This is a genomic window from Bailinhaonella thermotolerans (assembly GCF_003594875.1).
Classification (GTDB): domain Bacteria; phylum Actinomycetota; class Actinomycetes; order Streptosporangiales; family Streptosporangiaceae; genus Bailinhaonella; species Bailinhaonella thermotolerans.
In genome coordinates this window covers 25,723-43,710 of sequence record NZ_QZEY01000029.1, presented here as the reverse complement: position 1 = coordinate 43,710, position 17,988 = coordinate 25,723, and the positions used below count along the sequence as shown (strand labels likewise).

The window sequence follows — 17,988 nt, the reverse complement described above, 5'->3', positions numbered from 1 at the left end:
CGGCCCCGGCGGCTCCGGCGGTCCTGGCGGTCCTGGCGTTCCCGGCGTTCCCGGCAACGAGTTCGGGGGCCGGGCGCACACCGTGATCCAGGTCGCCGGCGACGTGCACGGCTCGATCACCGCCGGTCCCGGCGCGGAGACGCCCCGGCAGACCCCGCCGCCCGCGCCCGGGTTCGTGGACCGGCACGAACTGCTGAACCGCCTGGCCGGCCTCGTCGCGGGAGGTCCCGCCCCGCCGCGGATCGCGGTGATCTCCGGGCCGCCCGGCATCGGGAAGCGCGCCGCCGCCCGCCAGTTCGCCTACCTGTTCGGCGAGCGGTTCCCCGGCGGCGACCTGCACGTGGCCTGCGCCGACTTCCGGGCCGGGCGCGGCGCGGCCGACCTCGGCGGCATGCTGGCCGCGTGCCTGTCCGGCCTCGGCGTGCGCGAGGAGCACCTGCCGGGCGCCACCGGGGCCCGGTCGAACCTGCTGCGCAGCCGTACGGCGCGGGCGGCGGTCCTGGTGGTCGTCGAGGACGCGACCGAGCCCGCGCAGGTGCGGGCGCTGCTGCCGAAGGCGCCCGGGAGCCTGGTGCTGGTCACCACGTGCGCGGACCTGGCGGAACTGCGGCTGGACGGCGCGGTCTTCCTGGAGGTGGGCGCGCTCGACGACGAGAGCGGGTCGGAGCTGTTCGCCCACGTCGCCGGGGTCCCCGCCCAGGGCGCGGGGGCCGATCTGGTACGGCTGTGCGCGGGGCTGCCGCTGGCCATCCTCGCCCTCGGCGCGCGCGTGGCCGCCCTGCACGGGGCCACACTGGGAGACCTGGCCGCCGAGCTCGCCGACGAGAGCCGCCGGCTGTCCGCGTTGTCGCTGGGAGGACGGGAGATCGTGAGCGAGAACTTCACCGCGTCCTACGAACGCCTGCCCGAGCCCGCGCGGCGGCTGTACCGCAGGCTGGGGCTGCTGCCCGTCGCCGACATCGCCGTCGATACCGCGGCCGTGGCCGCCTCCCTCGAACCCAAGATGGCGCGTGCGCTGCTGGACACGCTCGCCGACGCCCGCCTGCTGGAGCGGCGGCCGGAGGGCCGGTTCGGCTTCCACGAGCTGATCCGCGCGCACGCCGCCGGGCTCGCCGCCGAGGAGCCCCGCGAGGCCGTGCTCCGCCGGGTCGTCCGCTTCTACCTGGCCCGTACGGCTCTCGCCGACCGCGCCGTCATGGGGGAGCGGACCCGGATCGCCGATCACGGCAGGCTGCCGGCCGTCGAGGAGGACCCGTTCGCCGGGCCGGACCCCAAGGCCGCGGCGCTGGCCTGGCTGCGGGCCGAGCGGGCGAACCTGGTGACGATCGTGCGCACCGCCGCCGACCGCGGCTGGGACGCCGAGTGCTGGCAGCTCGCCGAGGCCCTGACGGCGTACTACCTCAACCACCGCCACCTCGGCGACTGGCTCACCACCAGCCACCTGGGCATCGAGGCCGCGCGGCGGTGTGGCGACGAGCGCGCCGAGGCCCGCCTGCGCATGCTCGTGTCGCGGGCCCACGGCGACCGCGGCGAGACGCGGGAGTCAGACGCGGAGTCGGCGGAGGCCGTCCGCCTGGCCGAGCGCGCGGGCGACCCGATCCTGCTCGCGTCGGCGTGGGAGTTCCGCGGCCGGCACCTGGACCGGGCCGACCCGGCGGCGGCGCTGGACGCCTACCGCCGCGCCCACGACCTCAACGCCGACGCGGGCGAGTGGCGTGGCGTGGCTCTCACGCTCTACTTCGAGGCGTGCGCCCTGACCCGCCTCGGCCGCCCCGCCGAGGCCCTGCCCCTGCTGGACCGCGCCCGCGACCTCCTCGCCTGGCTGGGCGACACCCGCATGACCGGCCGCGCCCTGATCGCCACCGCCGACGCCCTGACCGGCACGGCCCGCGACGACGAGGCCGCCGGCGCCCTGCGCCAGGCCCTCCCCCTCCTGGCGGGCCTCCACTACGAGGCCGAGGCCCACGAACGCCTGGCGGATCTCGCCACCCGCCGAGCCGACCCCCGAACCGCCCGGACCCACCTGGAAGCCGCCCTCCACATCTACCGCTCCACCGGCCACCCCCACGCCGACCGCCTGGCGCCCCACCTGCGACCCTCGTCCACCTAACCCGATGCCGGGGTCAGGTGGAGGGAGGTGGTCCGGGGACCGGTGCGGATCTTCAAGGGGCCCTGGGGCGGGAGACCGGCTTGGAGAGTGGCGTGGAGGGCTGAGGCGGCGAGGGCGGGGTCGGAGGTGGTGACCTCGAATTCGCGGGTGTCGCGGAGGAGGCAGAGGCAGCCGCCGGGGGTCGCGGCGGCGGCCATGGCGGCGCCGGGATGGTGGCCGAGCGCGGCGGCGAGCCAGGCGCGCGCCTCGGCGCGGTCCGTGACGCGGGAGCGCACCACGACGGAGGCGTTCTCGGCGAGAAGGCGGTCGGGCTCGTCCTCCTGACTGGCGAGGTGCCGGTACGCCCCGGGCTCGCCCGGGCGGGGCCCGACGCCGGAGGCGGGATAGCGCCGCAGCTCGATCTCGCCGGGGGCGAGGGTGCGGGCGAGGACCGTGTGGCTGCGGGCAGGCGTCGCCACCGCGCGCGGCGCGGGGACGGCCAGGACCGGGGCAGGGCGATCCGGGACGGGCAGGGCCAGGCGCTCGTACAGCAGGGCGCGGAAGACCTGGAGGGACTCGCCCCGGTGGGCGAACACCCGGCGGTCAGGTCCGCGAAGCGGCCCGGGACGTGGGCGTCGGCGGCCCGGGCGAGCTGCTCGGCGAGGTCATGGTCGGCCGACAGCCGGGGCGCGGACCGGGCCAGGTCGGCGGGTGGGGTGCCGGGGACGGTGGTGGCGGACGGGGGGTTGAGGAGCAGGGGGCGGTCCAGGGCGGCGGCGTACAGGGTCACCGAGCCGTGGTCGCCGATCACCAGGTCGGCGGCGACCAGGGCGGCCTGCCACCCGTCGGCGGGCGGTAAGCGCAGGAGACCGGCGGCGCGGGCCCCGGCGAGGGCCTGGGACAGGTGGAACTCCCCGTGCCAGGACGCGATGTTGGGGTGGGCGGCGAGCGCGACGCGGTACTCGTCGGCGGGCAGCGCGGCCAGGAGTTCGGCCGGCAGGCGCGGGCGGGCCCCGAGGAGGGAGTCCCGGCCCCAGGTGGAGGTCAGCACGACGAGCCGCTGGTGGCGGGCGACGCCCAGCTCGGCCCGGTACAGGTCGCGCAGGGGCAGGCTGGCCGTCAGCCGGTCGAGGACGGGGTCGCCGACGACCACGCACCGCTCGGCGGCCTCGGGGCAGACCGGCCGGAGCGCGTCGCGCTGGGCGGGGTGGGACACCGCCATCAGGACGTCCTTGCCGCGCAGGTGCCTGACCGGCACCACACCGGACACGCGTTCGCCGCCGCCGTTGGAGTCGGGGACGTACTTGTGGAAGCCGATGCCGTGGGGGAGGACGACGACCGGGCCGTCCACGCGGCCGAGGTCGACGTTCTCGCTCGCGGTCAGCGCCAGATCGTGGTCCAGGTCCCTGACCTCCTCCCACGGGACGACGCGGGCGCCGCGCTCGGCGAGCGATCGCGCGACGCCGCCGCCGAACGCCGAGGACTCGTCGAAGGCGAACAGGACCTGGACGCGCTCGTCGCCGTCGAAGACCGTGAGCGCGTCCAGCAGGCGGAGCGCCGAGGTGTGCGTCCTGGCGATGGCCAGGACGGTGCGCGGGCAGTCGAAGGTCTGCCAGCGGGCGCGCTCGGCCGCCCGCCACCGCGCCGCCGGGCCCTCAGCCGTCATGGCCGCCCCTGTACGGCGCGGCGCCGCGCGGCCCGTCGTGTGCCCGGCGGGGGCGATGGAGGCTGGTGGTCACAGCAAGACATGGTGCCAGGGCGGGCCGCGCGGCGATCCGGGGGAGGGCGCGTCCGGGCGGTCAGCCGGTGTGGCGGACGCCGCCGCGCCACACGGCCGACACCAGGGGGACGCCGGGGCGGTAGGCGAGGTGGACGTGGCTGGGGGCGTCGAGGAGGACGAGGTCGGCGCGGGCGCCGGGGGACAGGCGGCCCACGTCGTCGCGGCGCAGCGCCCTGGCGCCGCCCAGCGTCGCGGCGACCACCGCCTCGTCGGGGGTCATCCCCATCTCGCGTACGGCGATCGCGACGCAGAACGGCATGGAGCTGGTGAAGCTGGAGCCGGGGTTGCAGTCCGTGGACAGGGCGACCGTGACGCCGGCGTCGATCAGCCGGCGGGCGTCGGGGTACGGCGCGCGGGTGGAGAACTCCGCCCCCGGCAGGAGGGTGGCGACGGTGTCCCCGCTCGCGAGGGCGTCCACGTCGGCGTCGGACAGGTGGGTGCAGTGGTCGGCGGAGGCCGCGCCCAGCTCCACGGCGAGCCGCACGCCGGGCCCGGGGCCGAGCTGGTTGGCGTGGACGCGGGGGGTCAGGCCGGCCTTGGCTCCGGCCGTGAGGATCGCGCGGGCCTGGTCGCCGTCGAAGGCGCCGCGCTCGCAGAAGACGTCCACCCAGCGGGCGTACGGCGCGCACGCGGCGAGCATGGGGCCGGTGACCAGGTCCACGTAGCCGGCCGGGTCGTCGTCGTACTCGGGGGCGACGATGTGCGCCCCCAGGTAGGTCACCTCGTCGGTGTGGTTGGCGGCGGCCCGCAGCGACCGCGCCTCGTCCTCGACGGTGAGGCCGTACCCGGACTTGCACTCGATCGTCGTCGTGCCCTGCCGGAGCGCCTCGGCGACGTACCGCGCCACGTTCGCGTCCAGTTCCTCGTCCGTCGCGGCGCGGGTGGCGGCGACCGTGGTCCGGATCCCGCCCGCGGTGTACGGCCGGCCGGACATGCGGGCGTTGAACTCGGCGGTGCGGTCCCCGGCGAACACCAGGTGCGCGTGCGAGTCCACGAACCCCGGGATCGCCGCGCGGCCCCCGGCGTCCACGCGCTCGTCGGCCGCCGGGGCCTGGGCGGACGGGCCGACCCAGGCGACGCGCTCGCCCTCCATCACGACGGCGGCGTCCGTGATCGTGCCCAGCTCCGGGTCGTTGGTGAGCAGGCTGCCGATCCCGGTGACGGCGATGGCCATGGCGGGTCTTCCTTTCTGCGGGCCCCGGGCCCGGCGGCGCGTGCGGCCGGGCCCGGCGGCGTGGGTCGAGGTGTGGTGGGGCGGGGGTCAGGCGTGCGGCGTCCCGCCCGGGCCGGTCAGCGGGCCGACGGCCTCGGCCAGCGCGGCGGCGACGTCCCCCACCAGCGTGTGGGCGCCGTCGCGCACGACGGTACGCCCGCCCACGATGACGTGGCGCACGTCGGCGGCCGTCGCCGCGAACACGGCGGTCTCGGCGGCGAGCGCGGGCGGCGGCCCGGCGGTGCGCACCGAGTCGAGCGCGACCGTGGTGAGGTCGGCCAGGGCCCCCGGCTCGACGCGGCCGGCCTCCGGCCAGCCCAGGGAGGCGTGCCCGTCCCCGGTGGCGGCGCGCAGCAGGTCGCCGGCGGCCCAGTGCCCCCGGCGGCGGGTGCGCAGGCGCTCGTCCAGTTCCATCGCCCGCGCCTCCTCGAAGAGGTCGATCACCGCGTGGCTGTCGCTGCCCAGGCTCAGCGGCGACCCGGCGCGCGCGAGGTCGGCGGCCGGGCCGATGCCGTCGGCGAGGTCCCGCTCGGTGGTGGGGCACATGCACACGGTCGTGCCCGAACCGCCCAGCAGTGACACGTCCTCGCCGGTCAGGTGGGTGGCGTGCACGGCCGACGCGCGCGGCCCGAGCACGCCGTGGTCGGCCAGCAGCCGGGTCGGCGTGCACCCGTGGGCGCGCAGGCACGCCTCGTTCTCGGCCGGCTGCTCCGACAGGTGGACGTGCAGCGGCGCCCGGCGCGTGGCGGCCCACTCGGCGACCGTCGCGAGCTGGCCCGCGGGGACCGCGCGGACCGAGTGGATCGCCGCGCCGATCCGGGCGTGCGGCCGGTCCTTCAGCGCCGCCGCCCGCGCCGCCCAGGTCTCCGCGTCGCCGTCGCTGAACCGGAGCTGGTGCTCGTCCGGCGGCGCGCCGAACCCCGAGGACAGGTAGCAGGTGTCCAGCAGCGTGATCCGGATCCCGGCCTGGGCCGCGGCCTCGATCAGCGCCTCGCCCATGATGTTGGGCTCCAGGTACGGCGTCCCGCCGGGCGCGTGGTGGAGGTAGTGGAACTCCCCGACGCAGGTGATCCCGGCCAGCGCCATCTCGGCGTACACCGCCCGCGCGAGCGCGAGGTAGGACTCCGGGGACAGGCGGGCGGCGACGCCGTACATGATCTCGCGCCAGGTCCAGAAGGTGCCGGACCCGGCCTGGACGGACCCGCGCAGGGCGCGGTGGAAGGCGTGCGAGTGCGCGTTGGCGAGCCCGGGGATCGTCAGGCCGCGCAGGACCTCGGCCCCCGGCGGGGGCGTGGGCACGCCGGTGCGCACGGCGGCGATCCGGTCCCCGGCGACCTCGATCACGACGCCGGAGGCGACGCCGCCGCCGGTCCAGGCGTGCTCCGCGAAGTACGTCACCGGCATGCCAGGCCCTCCAGGACGTCGGCGAGCGCCTCGACCCCGGCCGCGCAGTCGTCCTCGCGGGCGTGCTCGGCGGGGGAGTGGGAGACGCCGGTCGGGTTGCGGACGAACAGCATCGCCGTCGGCACCCGCGCCGCCAGGATGCCCGCGTCGTGCCCGGCCCCCGTGGGCAGGACGGGCACGTCGTACGGCCGGCGCTCGGCGAGCAGCCGGACGATCTCCTCGCGCGGCCCGTGCGCGAACTCCACTACGGGGGTGAACGACTCGCGGGTGACGTCGACGTCGATCCCGTGCTCCCGGGCGGCGCGCTCGATCCCCTCGACGACCTCGGCGAGCGTCGGCTCGTCGGGGGCGCGGGAGTCCAGCCAGGCGCGGACCAGGCTCGGGATCGCGTTGACCCCGTTCGGCTCGACGGCGAGCTTGCCGAAGGTGGCCAGCGCGCCCGCCGCGGCGGCGCGTTCCCTGGCGGCGAGCACGGTGGCGGCGTAGGCGAGCATCGGGTCGCGGCGGTCCTCGACGCGGGTGGTGCCCGCGTGGTTGGCCTCGCCCCGGAAGTCGAACCGCCAGCGCCCGTGCGGCCAGATCGCCGACGCCACGCCCACGGGAGACTCCGTGTCGGCGAGGAACCGGCCCTGCTCGACGTGCAGCTCGACGAAGACGCCGACGCGGGCGAGCCGTTCGTCGTCGGGGCCGATCGCCGCCGGGTCGTACCCGGCGCGTTCCATCGCCTGCGGCAGCGAGATCCCGTCGGCGTCGCGCAGCTCCGCGGCCCGCTCGGGGGTGAGCCGCCCGGCGGTGAGCCGCGACCCGGCGCAGGCGAGGCCGAACCTGGCCCCCTCCTCGTCGCCGAAGTTGACGACCGCCACCGGGCGGCGGGGCGTCGCGCCCCGCCGCGCCAGCTCGTCGAGCGCGGCGAACGCCGAGACCACGCCGAGGGGGCCGTCGAAGGCGCCCCCGTCCGGTACCGAGTCCAGGTGCGAGCCGGTCACCACGGCGTCCCCGGCGGCCGGGTCGCCGAGCCAGGCCCACTGGTTGCCGTTGCGGTCCACCTCGAAGGCCAGGCCGCGCGCCCGCGCCTGGTCGCGGAACCACGCGCGGCAGTCGGCGTCGGCCCCGGTCCAGGCGAACCTGCGGTAGCCCCCGGTCCGGGCGTCCCGGCCGATGGGCCGCAGGTCCGCCCACATCTCCTGGAAGGACGCGCTCACCGCCGCGCCTCCCGGCCACCCGGGCGGCCCGCCCGCCGTACGGCCGCCGCCCGGCCGGTGGCGGCCGTACGGGCGGCGGCGGGGCCGGCGGTCGTGGCGGGACGCCGTACGGTCCGCGTCGCGGGACGCGGCATCAGGACTCCCTCATGGGGACGCGGACGCCGGTCTCGCGGGCGACCTCGTCGGCGCGGTCGTACCCGGCGTCCACGTGCCGGATGACGCCCATGCCCGGGTCGTTGGTGAGCACGCGGCGGATCTTCTCCCCGGCCAGCGGCGTGCCGTCGGCCACGGTGACCTGCCCGGCGTGGATGGAGCGGCCGATGCCGACGCCGCCGCCGTGGTGGATCGACACCCAGGACGCGCCGGAGGCCACGTTGACCATCGCGTTGAGCAGCGGCCAGTCGGCGATCGCGTCGGAACCGTCGAGCATGCCCTCGGTCTCGCGGTACGGCGAGGCCACCGAGCCGCAGTCGAGGTGGTCGCGGCCGATCACGATCGGGGCCCGCAGCTCGCCCGCGGCCACCATGTCGTTGAAGCGCTCGCCGGCGCGGTCGCGCTCGCCGTACCCGAGCCAGCAGATGCGCGCGGGAAGGCCCTGGAAGTGCACCTTCTCGCCGGCCATGCGGATCCAGCGGGCCAGCGGCTCGTTCTCGGGGAACAGGTCGAGGATGGCGCGGTCGGTGGCCGCGATGTCCTTGGGGTCGCCGGACAGCGCCGCCCAGCGGAACGGGCCCTTGCCCTCGCAGAACAGCGGGCGGATGTAGGCCGGGACGAAGCCGGGGAAGTCGAAGGCCCGGGCGTACCCGGCGAGCTTGGCCTCGCCGCGGATCGAGTTGCCGTAGTCGAACACCTCGGCCCCGGCGTCCTGGAAGCCCACCATGGCCTCGACGTGCCGGGCCATCGACTCGCGCGCCTTCTGGGTGAACTCCTCGGGCTTCTCCCTGGCGTAGGAGGCCATGTCCTCGAAGGCGACGCCGACCGGCAGGTACGCCAGGGGGTCGTGGGCGCTGGTCTGGTCGGTGACGACGTCGATGGGCGCGCCCTCGGCGAGCATCCGGGGCAGGATCTCGGCGGCGTTGCCGAGCAGGCCGATGGACAGGGGGCGGCGGGCGTCGCGCGCCTCGACCGCGAGGCGGAGCGCGTCCTCCACGCTGTCGGCGCGGGCGTCCAGGTAGCCGTGGTCGAGGCGGCGCTGGATGCGGGAGGGGTCGCACTCGACGCAGATGGCGACGCCGCCGTTCATGGTGACGGCCAGCGGCTGGGCGCCGCCCATGCCGCCGAGCCCGGCGGTCAGCGTGATCGTGCCGGCCAGCGAGCCGCCGAAGCGCTTGGCGGCGACGGCGGCGAAGGTCTCGTACGTGCCCTGCAGGATGCCCTGCGTGCCGATGTAGATCCACGAGCCCGCGGTCATCTGGCCGTACATCGTCAGGCCGAGCTTCTCCAGGCGGCGGAACTCCTCCCAGTTCGCCCAGTCGCCGACCAGGTTGGAGTTGGCGATCAACACGCGCGGGGCCCACTCGTGCGTGGTCATCACGCCCACCGGGCGGCCGGACTGCACGAGCATGGTCTCGTCGGCCTTGAGCGTGCGCAGCGTGCGCTCGATCGCGTCGAACGAGCGCCAGTCGCGGGCGGCGCGGCCGGTGCCGCCGTAGACCACCAGGTCGTCGGGGTGCTCGGCGACCTCGGGGTCGAGGTTGTTCTGGAGCATCCGCAGCGCGGCCTCCTGCTGCCAGCCGAGGGCGGACAGCTCGGTGCCTCGGGCGGCCCGGACGGGGCGTGCGCCTTCCATGGTGATTCCCTTCGGTGTCGGTCTGGTAGGTGTATGCCCTTGAAGCGGCGTTCAGCGCGCGGCGGCGTCCTGTCCCGCCGCGGCGGCGGGGTAGATCATCCGCTCGGGCGGCCGTGCCGTACGGCGGGCCCAGGGGTAGTAGAGGGCGGCGGTCGCGGCCAGGCCGACGATCCAGGAGATGTCGGCGCCGCCGAGCAGTTCGGTGACCGGGCCGGTGTAGAGCTTCTGCGCCAGGAACGGGATCTGGACCACCACGCCGAAGGCGTAGCTGACCAGGGCGGTGGTGTTCCAGCGGCCGTAGCGCCCGCGCGGGTCGTACAGCGCGGGGATGTCCACCCGCTCCTTGGAGATCAGGTAGTAGTCGGTCAGGTTGATCGCGCTCCAGGGGGTGAACACCATGAGCAGGGCGAGCACGAAGTTCTTGAAGTTGTCCAGGAAGTCCGCGCTCGCCGCGACCGCGACCGAGACGGCGGTGAAGCCGGTGATGTACAGCGCCCGCGCGACCGGGGAGATCCGGGAGCGGCCGTTGAACGCGGTCACGGTGGTGAGCACGCACATGAAGCCGCCGTAGGCGTTGAGGGTGTTCACGGTGAGCTTGCCCACCACGATCACCAGGTAGATCAGGATCGCGATCGCGGCGGGCCCGGCCAGCTCGCCCACGAAGCCGACCTGGTCGCCGATGAAGGCCTTGCCGGAGACGGCGGCGATCAGCGCGCCCAGCGTCATCGCCCACTGCGACCCGATCACGCTGCCGGCGAAGGTGGACCAGAAGGTCGCCCGCTCGCTCGTCTCACGGGGCAGGTAGCGCGAGTAGTCCGCGACGTACGGCCCGAAGGTGAGCTGCCAGCCCGCCCCCAGGCCCACGGCGAGCAGGAAGGTGGCCGCGTCGAAGTCCTTGACGCCGACGAACGCGCCCACGTCGTAGTTGGCGAACAGCGCGATCAGCAGGTACCCCAGCCCGGCCACGCCGACGACGGTGGCGACCCGGCCGACCGCGTGGATGAGGCGGTACCCGGTGACCGCGACCAGGATCGTGAGCGCGCCGAAGATCAGGATCCCGGCGGTGTCGGGGATGTGCAGGACGCGCGCGAGCGCCTGCCCGGCGAGCACGCTGCCGGTGGCGGCGAAGCCCAGGTACATCAGGATCACCAGGACCAGCGGCAGCACCGCGCCGAGCACGCCGAACTGCGCCCGGCTGGAGATCATCTGCGGCAGTCCGAGGCGCGGGCCCTGGGCCGAGTGCAGCGCCATCACGACGCCGCCGAGCACGTTGCCGATCAGCAGGGCCAGGATCGCCCACAGCGCGTCCGCGCCGAAGACCACGGCGAGCGCGCCGTCCACGATCGCGGTGATCTGCATGTTCGCGCCGAACCAGAGGGTGAACTGGCTGCGCGGGGAGCCGTGCCGCTCGGCGTCGGGGATCACGTCGATCGTCCGGCGCTCCACGGCGGGGGCGCGCTCCGGTACTTCCGCATATGTCATGGCATGCACCTCTCACTACTTCCTGCGCCCCCGCTTGGTTGTCCTGTACGGTGCTGTATATACAGGTGGCCTGTCAAGAGGGCGGTTACACTGCCTGCCAGCGAGGACGCGGCCCCCTTCCGCCCCCCGCCACCCACCCCCGCACGCCCCCACGGACCCTCAGGATCGGTTGCCATGGTGCCCATCACGGTGGTCGAGTCCGAGCTCGCCGCGCAGTTCCACCAGTCCGGGCCGGCGTCGGTGCCCGCCTACCAGCGGGTCAAGAACCTCATCGCCGAGGGGGTGCGCTCCGGCCACTGGTCCCAGGGCCAGCAGCTCCCCTCCGAGAACCAGCTCGTCAGCGCGCTCGGCCTGTCCCGCATGACCATCAACCGGGCCCTGCGCGAGCTGACGCACGAGGGCCTGATCGTACGGCGGGCCGGCCTCGGCACGTTCGTCGCCGAGCCGAAGGCCGCCTCCGCCCTGCTGGAGGTGCGCAACATCGCCGACGACATCCGCAGGCACGGCCACCGCCACCGTACCGAGGTGGTCTACCTGCGCGAGGAGCCCGCCGTGGCGGCGGACCCGGAGCTGGGCGCGAGCCGGGTGTTCCACTCCCTGATCGTGCACTTCGAGGACGACACCCCGATCCAGCTCGAGGACCGGTACGTCAACCCCGAGGCCGCGCCGCACTACCTGGAGCGCGACTTCACGCGGGAGACGCCGCACGCCTACCTGAACGCGGTGGCCCCCCTCACGCGGGGCGAGCACGTGGTCGAGGCGGTCCTGGCCACCCCCGAGGAACGCCGCCTGCTGCGCACCGACCGGCACGAGCCCTGCCTGCTGATCCGCCGCCGCACCTGGTCCTCCGGCACCCTGGTCAGCGTCGCCACCCTCCTTCACCCCGGCTCCCGCCACCGCCTGGAGGGCTCCTTCGGGGAGTCCTGACGCCTCAGGCCCCCCCGCGCCGTACGGCGTGAGCCCGGCCCGGGTCCCGGCGGGCGCGGGCGGGCGCCGTACAGGAATCCGCAAGGTTGCGGAACAAGCCCCCGATGTCGGTGCGAAGCGCAACACTGTCCGCGAAACGGTAGAGGTGACGGTCGCCCGGGAGGCGGGATCATGCGGAAGATCATCGTGTCGGAGTTCATCACGCTGGACGGCGTCATCGAACGGCCCGGGGAGCTGGGCTGGGCGTTCCGGTTCGAGCGGGGCGCGGAGGGTGACGCGTTCAAGACCGAGGAGCTGATGTCCGCCGGGGCGCTGCTGCTGGGCCGGGTCACCTACGAGGGCTTCGCGGCGGCGTGGCCGGGGCGGACCGACGAGGCCGGGTTCGCCGACAAGATGAACTCGATGCCCAAGTACGTCGTCTCCTCCACGCTGAAGGACCCGGCCTGGGCGGGCACGACGGTGATCTCGCTCGACGACGTCGCGGCGCTCAAGGCGCAGGAGGGCGGCGACATCCTGGTCAACGGCAGCGGGCGGCTGGTCCGCGAGCTGGCCCGGCGCGGGCTCGTGGACGAGTACCGGCTGATGGTCTTCCCGCTGGTGCTGGGGACCGGTCAGCGGCTGTTCGGCGAGGGCGCGCCCGAGACGGAGCTCACGCTGGCCGAGACCCGCCCGATCGGCGGCGACGGCGTGGTCCTGTCCGTCTACCGCCCCCGCCCGCGCACGGTGACCGCGGCCGACGGCACGCGCATCGCCTACGACCGCACCGGCTCGGGCCCCGCCCTCGTCCTGGTGCAGGGCGCGTTCTCCGCGCGCAGGGACCCGGTGATGGCCGACATCGCCGCCGCGCTGGAATCCCGCTTCACGGTGTTCAACTACGACCGCAGGGGCCGGGGCGACAGCGGCGACACCGCCCCGTACTCCCTCCGGCGCGAGATCGAGGACCTGGCCGCCGTCGTCGAGGCCACCGGCGGCCCGGCCCTGGTCTTCGGCGGCTCCTCCGGCGGCGCGCTCGCCCTGGAGGCCGCGGCGGCGGGCGTCCCCGTCACCCGGCTGGCGGTCTTCGAGCCGCCGTACGTCACGGACCCGTCCCGGCCCCCGATCCCGACGTACGAGGAGCTGAGCGGCCTGGTGGAGGAGGGCCGCCGGGGCGAGGCCGTGGAGGCGTTCCTCACGCGCGGCGCCGAGCTGCCGGCCGAGGCCGTCGCGGGCATGAAGGGGTCCCCGGCCTGGCCCCACCTGGAGAGCGTCGCCCACACCCTGGCGTACGAGTGCGCCGCGGTCGGCCCCGGCCCGGTCCCCGCCGACCGGCTGTCCCGGATCGCGGTCCCCACCCTGGTGATCGAGGGCGAGGAGAGCGGCGAGCGCATGCGGACCGCGGCCCGGGCGGTCGCGGAGGCCGTCCCCGGCGCCCGTCTCCACACCCTGCCCGGCCAGGCCCACGGCCGCCTCGACCCCGCCGGCCTGGCGTCCGTCCTGACCGCCTTCTTCACCGCCTGACCCGCGCCCCGCCCTGCACGCCCTCACCCCCGCCCCGCGCGCCCGGCCGTACGGCCGAAGCCGCGCGGGCGGGCCGGCGCGGGCGGGCCGGTGGCGGCGGGCGGTCAGCCGGGGCGGCGGGCGACGTAGAGGACGCGGTCGTGCTCGTCCTCGTCGGGCGGGTCCCGGAGCTCGGTGCCCGCCAGGCCGTGGGCGGCGACGACGCGCAGGCCGGCCGCCTCGGCCGCCTCGCGCACGGCGCGGCCGGACCGGTGGCGCTGGACGTGGCGCATGGACACGCGCTCCCAGCGCTCGCCGGTCCGCTCGAACAGGTCGAACTGGGTGACCACGACGGAGTCCGGCTCGATCCGCGGGGACACCGCGAAGCGGGTCACGAACCGGTCCCCCTGGTCGGCGACGGCCGGCGTCCCGAACGTCCTGCGGTAGTAGCCGATCGTGTTCAGGTCGAAGACCACCACGCCGCCCTCGCGGAGCCGGCGCCGCGCGGCCTCCAGCGCCCGCCGCAGCCCGTCCTCGCCCGTCAGGTACGCCATGGGCAGGTCCACGCAGGCGACCGCGTCGAACCCGGTCAACCCGGGCGGGGGATCCTCCAGGCCACCGGTGAGGAAGGGGATGCCCTCGGCCCCCGGGCGGCGGCGGGCGAGCGCCACCATGGCCGGGGACAGGTCGTAGCCGGTCACCTCGAATCCCCGCTCGCGGAAGGCCACGCTGCTGCGGCCGGTCCCGCACCCGGCGTCCAGCAGCCGCCGCCCGCCCGGCCCGTGGCGGGCGATCGCCTCCGCGAAGCGGTCCGCCAGCCCGGAGGTGTCCATCCGGGCGTTCAGCTCGTCGTACCTGCCGGCGATGGCGTCGTACGCCGCCAGCGTCTCGTCCGTGTGGGACAACGCCGCCTCCCGTTCACCGATGGGGGCCGCGCCGGGCCCGGGGGCACGGCGCGGCCGGGGGGATCACCAGATCCACCACGCCTGCCGGTTGACCCGGCGGCGGGTGACGCGGCGCAGCATCTTCTTCATGGTTCACCTCCCTCCGCGGGGCGAGTGACGACGATGGCGGGTGGTCTAGCGGGGGACCCGCCGCAGCCGGAACGGCGGAGGGGTGATGATGCCCGCGACGTGGGGCCGCCCCCCGCCGCCGAGCACCGACAGGCGGGCCCCGGCGGTCAGGGCGGAGAGCAGCCCGGTGGCCAGGCTCTGGGCGACGGCGGCCCCGGCGCAGGTGAACGGCCCGCCGCCGAAGGGCAGGTACGGCCCGCGCGGCTCGGCCCCGTCCCACCGGTCCGGCCGGAACCGGTCCGCCTCCGGCCAGTGCCGCTCGTCGCGGTGCAGCAGGTAGACGCACACCGACACGCTCTCGCCGGGCGCGAGCCGTACGCCGGCGACCTCGTGGGCGCGGCGGACGGGGCGGCCCAGCAGCCAGGCGGCCGGCCACAGGCGCAGCGACTCCCGCACCGCGGCCTCGGCGGGGACCTCCGCCAGGTCGACGCCGCCGGCGGCGGCGGCCAGCAGCGCCCAGGCGACCACGTGGCCGACCGGGGCCACCGAGGTCCGGAACAGCAGCAGGTACACGTGGGCGACGTGGGACGCCGGGGTCCCCGGCGGGGCCGCGCCGAGCACGGCGTCCAGCAGGTCGCCGGGCCCGTCGTGCGGCGGCCGGCCCCTGCGCGCGGCCGCCTCGGCGGCGATCGCGCGCACCACCCGCGCCCACAGCAGCCGCCGCGCCACGGCCGCCACCGCCCCCGGGGGACGGATCAGGACGTCGCGGCGGACCACGTGCTCCATCAGCGCCCGCAGCCCCGGCGGGCTGCCGGGCCGCAGCAGCGCGCCGGCCAGGAACCGGTGCGTCAGGTCACGTCCGGCCGCCGGCCACTCACTCGTCTCGCCCAGGGCGGCTGCGAGCGCGGGCAGCCGGTCGCGGGAGGCCTCCAGGTGGAGCCGCAGGGTCCGGCGCGCGGCGCGCCCGATCGCGAGCTGCGCCGCCCGGGGCTCCAGCCGCCCGCCGGGCACGTGGAAGAAGTCGGAGACGTCGTCGTAGCGGCCCTCGCCGTCGTGCAGGACGCGCGCCGCCTCGTCCGGGTCGGCCACGCACAGCGAGCCGTCGTCCGGCAGCCGGAACACCGGTCCCCGCTCGCGCCGCGCCCACTCGACGTACCCCAGCGGGTCGCGCCGGTACCACCGTCCCGCGCCGCGCGTCTCGTCCAGCGCGGGTTCCGCCGTCGCCGCCATCCCCAGCCGCCCCCCACCGTTCGGGATCCCGGGCACACGCGAGCCGCCCTCGCGGGCGCGCCGGACGACCGGCGGCGGACACGAGAGCGCGGTCACCTCCGCCGCGCCGGGCCGGCGCCGAAAAACCCGGATCGGCGCCGCCGGAAACAGCGGAAATGATCTCGAACACCGGCATCTTATACGCCGGCCACCACACCAATGATCTTGAAGTGAAGAATGGGAACGCGGTTCCCTGAATTGCGAAAGAGCTGGAATTCGGCCTGTGGGATTGGTGATCCGCAGCGCTGGACCGCCATTGCCGGCGCCGTTGCCGGATGTGCGCATTTCTGGGGACGGAGATACGGGCGAGACCCCTGACCCCCTATTTGACCGTGAGAAATCTGAGGGGTTGCGGCGTCGCGAGTCGGCTGCGAGACTCGGGCGCAGGCGCGGTGACGACGTCCAGGGGACCGCCGTCCCTCGGCCCCGCTCGCCCCCCTGGACGGCCGGCCGGTTCGAGCCCGACCACCACGGACCATCCGGGAGCCACTGTTGGGTGAACCCTCCGTCCACGAACTCGCGGAATGCGATTTCATCGCGCGGGACGTGCCGGACTTCGGCCTGTCCGAGCCTGAGTACGCCCGCGCCCTCGACCACCTCGTCCAGGCCAACGTCGACGTGATCGTGCACACCGCCGACGGACGGCTCCTGCTCGGATACCGCAGGGACCTGCCGCTGCGGGACATGTTCTGGGTCTTCGGCGGCCGGATGAAGCCCGGGGAGACCCTGGCCGGCACGGCGTCGCGCATTCTCGCCCGCGAGCTCGGGCTCGAGGTCGAGAAGGACCGCCTCGTCCTGGACGCCGTCTACAACGTCATGTGGAGCAGCCGGAGCGTGCCGCCCGAGCACCACGGCTTCCAGACCCTCCTCACGCTCATGCGGTACGAGTGCGCCGAGGAGGAGGCCGCGTCCGTGTCCGTCGCGGACCGGACGCACGAGTGGATCGGCTGGTACACCCCCGACGAGCTGCGCGGGCTGGAGGCGGCCGGATCCGACCTGCTCCACCCGTTCCTGCCCGTCGTCCTGCGCAACGCGGGCCTGCTCTGAGCGGCCCTCCCGGGGCTCCGGCTCCCCGGGGAGGGCCGCGCCGGGACACCGACACTGGAGGCGCACGTGCACTGCCGTTCCTGCCGGGCCGCCGACCTGACCGAGGTGCTGGACCTCGGCGAGCAGTACCTCAGCGACTTCCGCGACGACGACCTCCGCCCGCCGCGCCGGCCGCTGGTCCTCATGCTGTGCCGCCGGTGCGGGCTGGCCCAGCTCCGCGACACCACGCCCCCCGAGCTGCTGTACCACGACCGGTACGGCTTCCGCTCCGGCGTCAACGAGGCGATACGCGAGGACCTGCGCTCGGTCGCCGCCCACGCGCTGCGGGCGTGCCCCGGGGCGCGGCGGTGGCTGGACATCGCGTGCAACGACGGGACGCTGCTGTCGTTCGTGCCCGGGCGGATCCACCGGGCGGGGATCGACCCGGTGGCCGCCTTCGCGCCGGAGTCGCGGCGGCACGCGGACCGCGTCGTCGTGGACTTCTTCGACCCGGCCAGGTTCGCCCCGGGCCCGGCGGGCGAGCCGTACGAGACCTTCGACGTCATCACCAGCGTCTCGATGTTCTACGACCTGGACGACCCGAACGAGTTCGTCGCCGGGGTCGCCCGCCTGCTCGCGCCCGGCGGCGTGTGGGTGATCCAGCAGAACTACGCGCTGTCCATGGTGGAGCTCGGCGCGGTGGACAACGTGTGCCACGAGCACGTCACCTACTGGTCGCTGGCCACGCTGGAGGACCTGCTGCGCCGGCACGGCCTGGAGGTCAACGACGTCCTCGTGTCCGGCGTGAACGGCGGCTCGTTCCGCACCCTGGTGTCCCGGCGCGGCACCCGCCCGGTGGCCGCGTCGGTGGCGGCCCAGCGGCGGCGCGAGGCCCCCGCGCGGCTGGGCGAGGCGGAGACGTGGCGCGCCTTCGCGGCGCGGGCCCGCCGGGCGTTCGCGGCCCTGCGCCGCCTCATCGACGAGATCAACGCCGCCGGGCAGCGCTGCTACATCTACGGCGCGAGCACCCGGGGCGGGACGATCTGGCAGGCCGCGGGCCTCACCGTCGAGGACCTGCCGTACGCCGTGGAACGCCAGCCCGCCAAGATCGGGCGGAAGATCGCCTCGATCGGGGTGCCGATCATCTCCGAGGAGCGGGCCCGCGCCGACCGTCCCGAGTACATGCTGGTCTCGCCGTGGTTCTTCCGCGAGGTGTTCGTCGAGCGGGAGCGGGAGTACCTGGAGTCCGGCGGGCGGCTGATCTTCCCGCTGCCCGACCTGGAGATCGTGGGCGCCTCCTGACGGCCGCGCCCGGGCG

14 protein-coding genes are annotated in these 17,988 nt (G+C 75.6%); 5 read left to right on the top strand and 9 right to left on the bottom strand.

What is annotated here, in order from left to right; translation table 11 throughout:
* The first annotated feature begins 82 nt into the window (after positions 1-82).
* Positions 83-2,110: a P-loop NTPase family protein gene (locus tag D5H75_RS39225; RefSeq protein WP_119931699.1), complete on the top strand. Its 2,028-nt coding sequence runs from the start codon at positions 83-85 to the stop codon at positions 2,108-2,110.
* Between the two features lie 52 nt (positions 2,111-2,162).
* Here D5H75_RS39225 and D5H75_RS44475 read toward each other — a convergent pair whose 3' ends face one another.
* The 7 genes from D5H75_RS44475 to D5H75_RS39195 all read right to left on the bottom strand — a co-directional run bounded on the left by D5H75_RS44475 (position 2,163) and on the right by D5H75_RS39195 (position 10,959).
* Positions 2,163-3,755, bottom strand: coding sequence for a hypothetical protein (locus D5H75_RS44475; RefSeq protein WP_119931698.1), 1,593 nt, complete (start codon positions 3,753-3,755; stop codon positions 2,163-2,165).
* Positions 3,756-3,888: 133 nt separating this feature from the next.
* Positions 3,889-5,043: an imidazolonepropionase gene (hutI, locus tag D5H75_RS39215; protein WP_119931697.1), complete on the bottom strand. Its 1,155-nt coding sequence runs from the start codon at positions 5,041-5,043 to the stop codon at positions 3,889-3,891.
* A gap of 87 nt (positions 5,044-5,130) precedes the next feature.
* Entirely contained in the window at positions 5,131-6,486 is a 1,356-nt protein-coding gene (locus D5H75_RS39210; protein WP_119931696.1) for a formimidoylglutamate deiminase, read from the bottom strand.
* Positions 6,477-7,688: an allantoate amidohydrolase gene (locus tag D5H75_RS39205; RefSeq protein ID WP_422674088.1), complete on the bottom strand. Its 1,212-nt coding sequence runs from the start codon at positions 7,686-7,688 to the stop codon at positions 6,477-6,479. Before D5H75_RS39205 ends, D5H75_RS39210 begins: the two co-directional genes overlap by 10 nt.
* Positions 7,685-7,822, bottom strand: coding sequence for a hypothetical protein (locus D5H75_RS42455; protein ID WP_202638954.1), 138 nt, complete (start codon positions 7,820-7,822; stop codon positions 7,685-7,687). The genes D5H75_RS39205 and D5H75_RS42455 overlap by 4 nt, the downstream gene beginning before the upstream one ends.
* Positions 7,822-9,477 (bottom strand): urocanate hydratase, encoded by a 1,656-nt coding sequence (gene hutU / locus D5H75_RS39200; protein WP_119931695.1) that lies wholly within the window; start codon positions 9,475-9,477, stop codon positions 7,822-7,824. The genes D5H75_RS42455 and hutU overlap by 1 nt, the downstream gene beginning before the upstream one ends.
* 51 nt (positions 9,478-9,528) lie before the next feature.
* Positions 9,529-10,959, bottom strand: a complete 1,431-nt coding sequence (locus D5H75_RS39195) for a purine-cytosine permease family protein (RefSeq protein WP_119931694.1) — start codon at positions 10,957-10,959, stop codon at positions 9,529-9,531.
* A gap of 174 nt (positions 10,960-11,133) precedes the next feature.
* Between D5H75_RS39195 and hutC the strand changes: the two genes are divergently transcribed.
* A complete protein-coding gene (hutC, locus tag D5H75_RS39190; RefSeq protein WP_119931693.1) occupies positions 11,134-11,886 on the top strand; it encodes a histidine utilization repressor in 753 nt (250 codons plus the stop codon).
* A gap of 171 nt (positions 11,887-12,057) precedes the next feature.
* A complete protein-coding gene (locus tag D5H75_RS43855) occupies positions 12,058-13,383 on the top strand; it encodes an alpha/beta fold hydrolase (RefSeq protein ID WP_242454772.1) in 1,326 nt (441 codons plus the stop codon).
* 104 nt (positions 13,384-13,487) lie between these two features.
* Here the strand turns inward: D5H75_RS43855 and D5H75_RS39180 are convergent, their stop codons facing one another.
* Complete coding sequence (locus D5H75_RS39180) at positions 13,488-14,267, bottom strand: class I SAM-dependent DNA methyltransferase (RefSeq protein WP_119931692.1); 780 nt, start codon at positions 14,265-14,267, stop codon at positions 13,488-13,490.
* A gap of 174 nt (positions 14,268-14,441) precedes the next feature.
* Positions 14,442-15,605, bottom strand: coding sequence for a cytochrome P450 (locus tag D5H75_RS39175; RefSeq protein WP_202638953.1), 1,164 nt, complete (start codon positions 15,603-15,605; stop codon positions 14,442-14,444).
* 531 nt (positions 15,606-16,136) lie between these two features.
* On the opposite strand from D5H75_RS39175, the gene D5H75_RS39170 reads away from it, so the two are divergent.
* Entirely contained in the window at positions 16,137-16,691 is a 555-nt protein-coding gene (locus D5H75_RS39170) for an NUDIX domain-containing protein (RefSeq protein WP_202638952.1), read from the top strand.
* Positions 16,692-16,757: 66 nt separating this feature from the next.
* Entirely contained in the window at positions 16,758-17,972 is a 1,215-nt protein-coding gene (locus tag D5H75_RS39165) for a class I SAM-dependent methyltransferase (protein ID WP_119931689.1), read from the top strand.
* Positions 17,973-17,988: the final 16 nt, after the last annotated feature.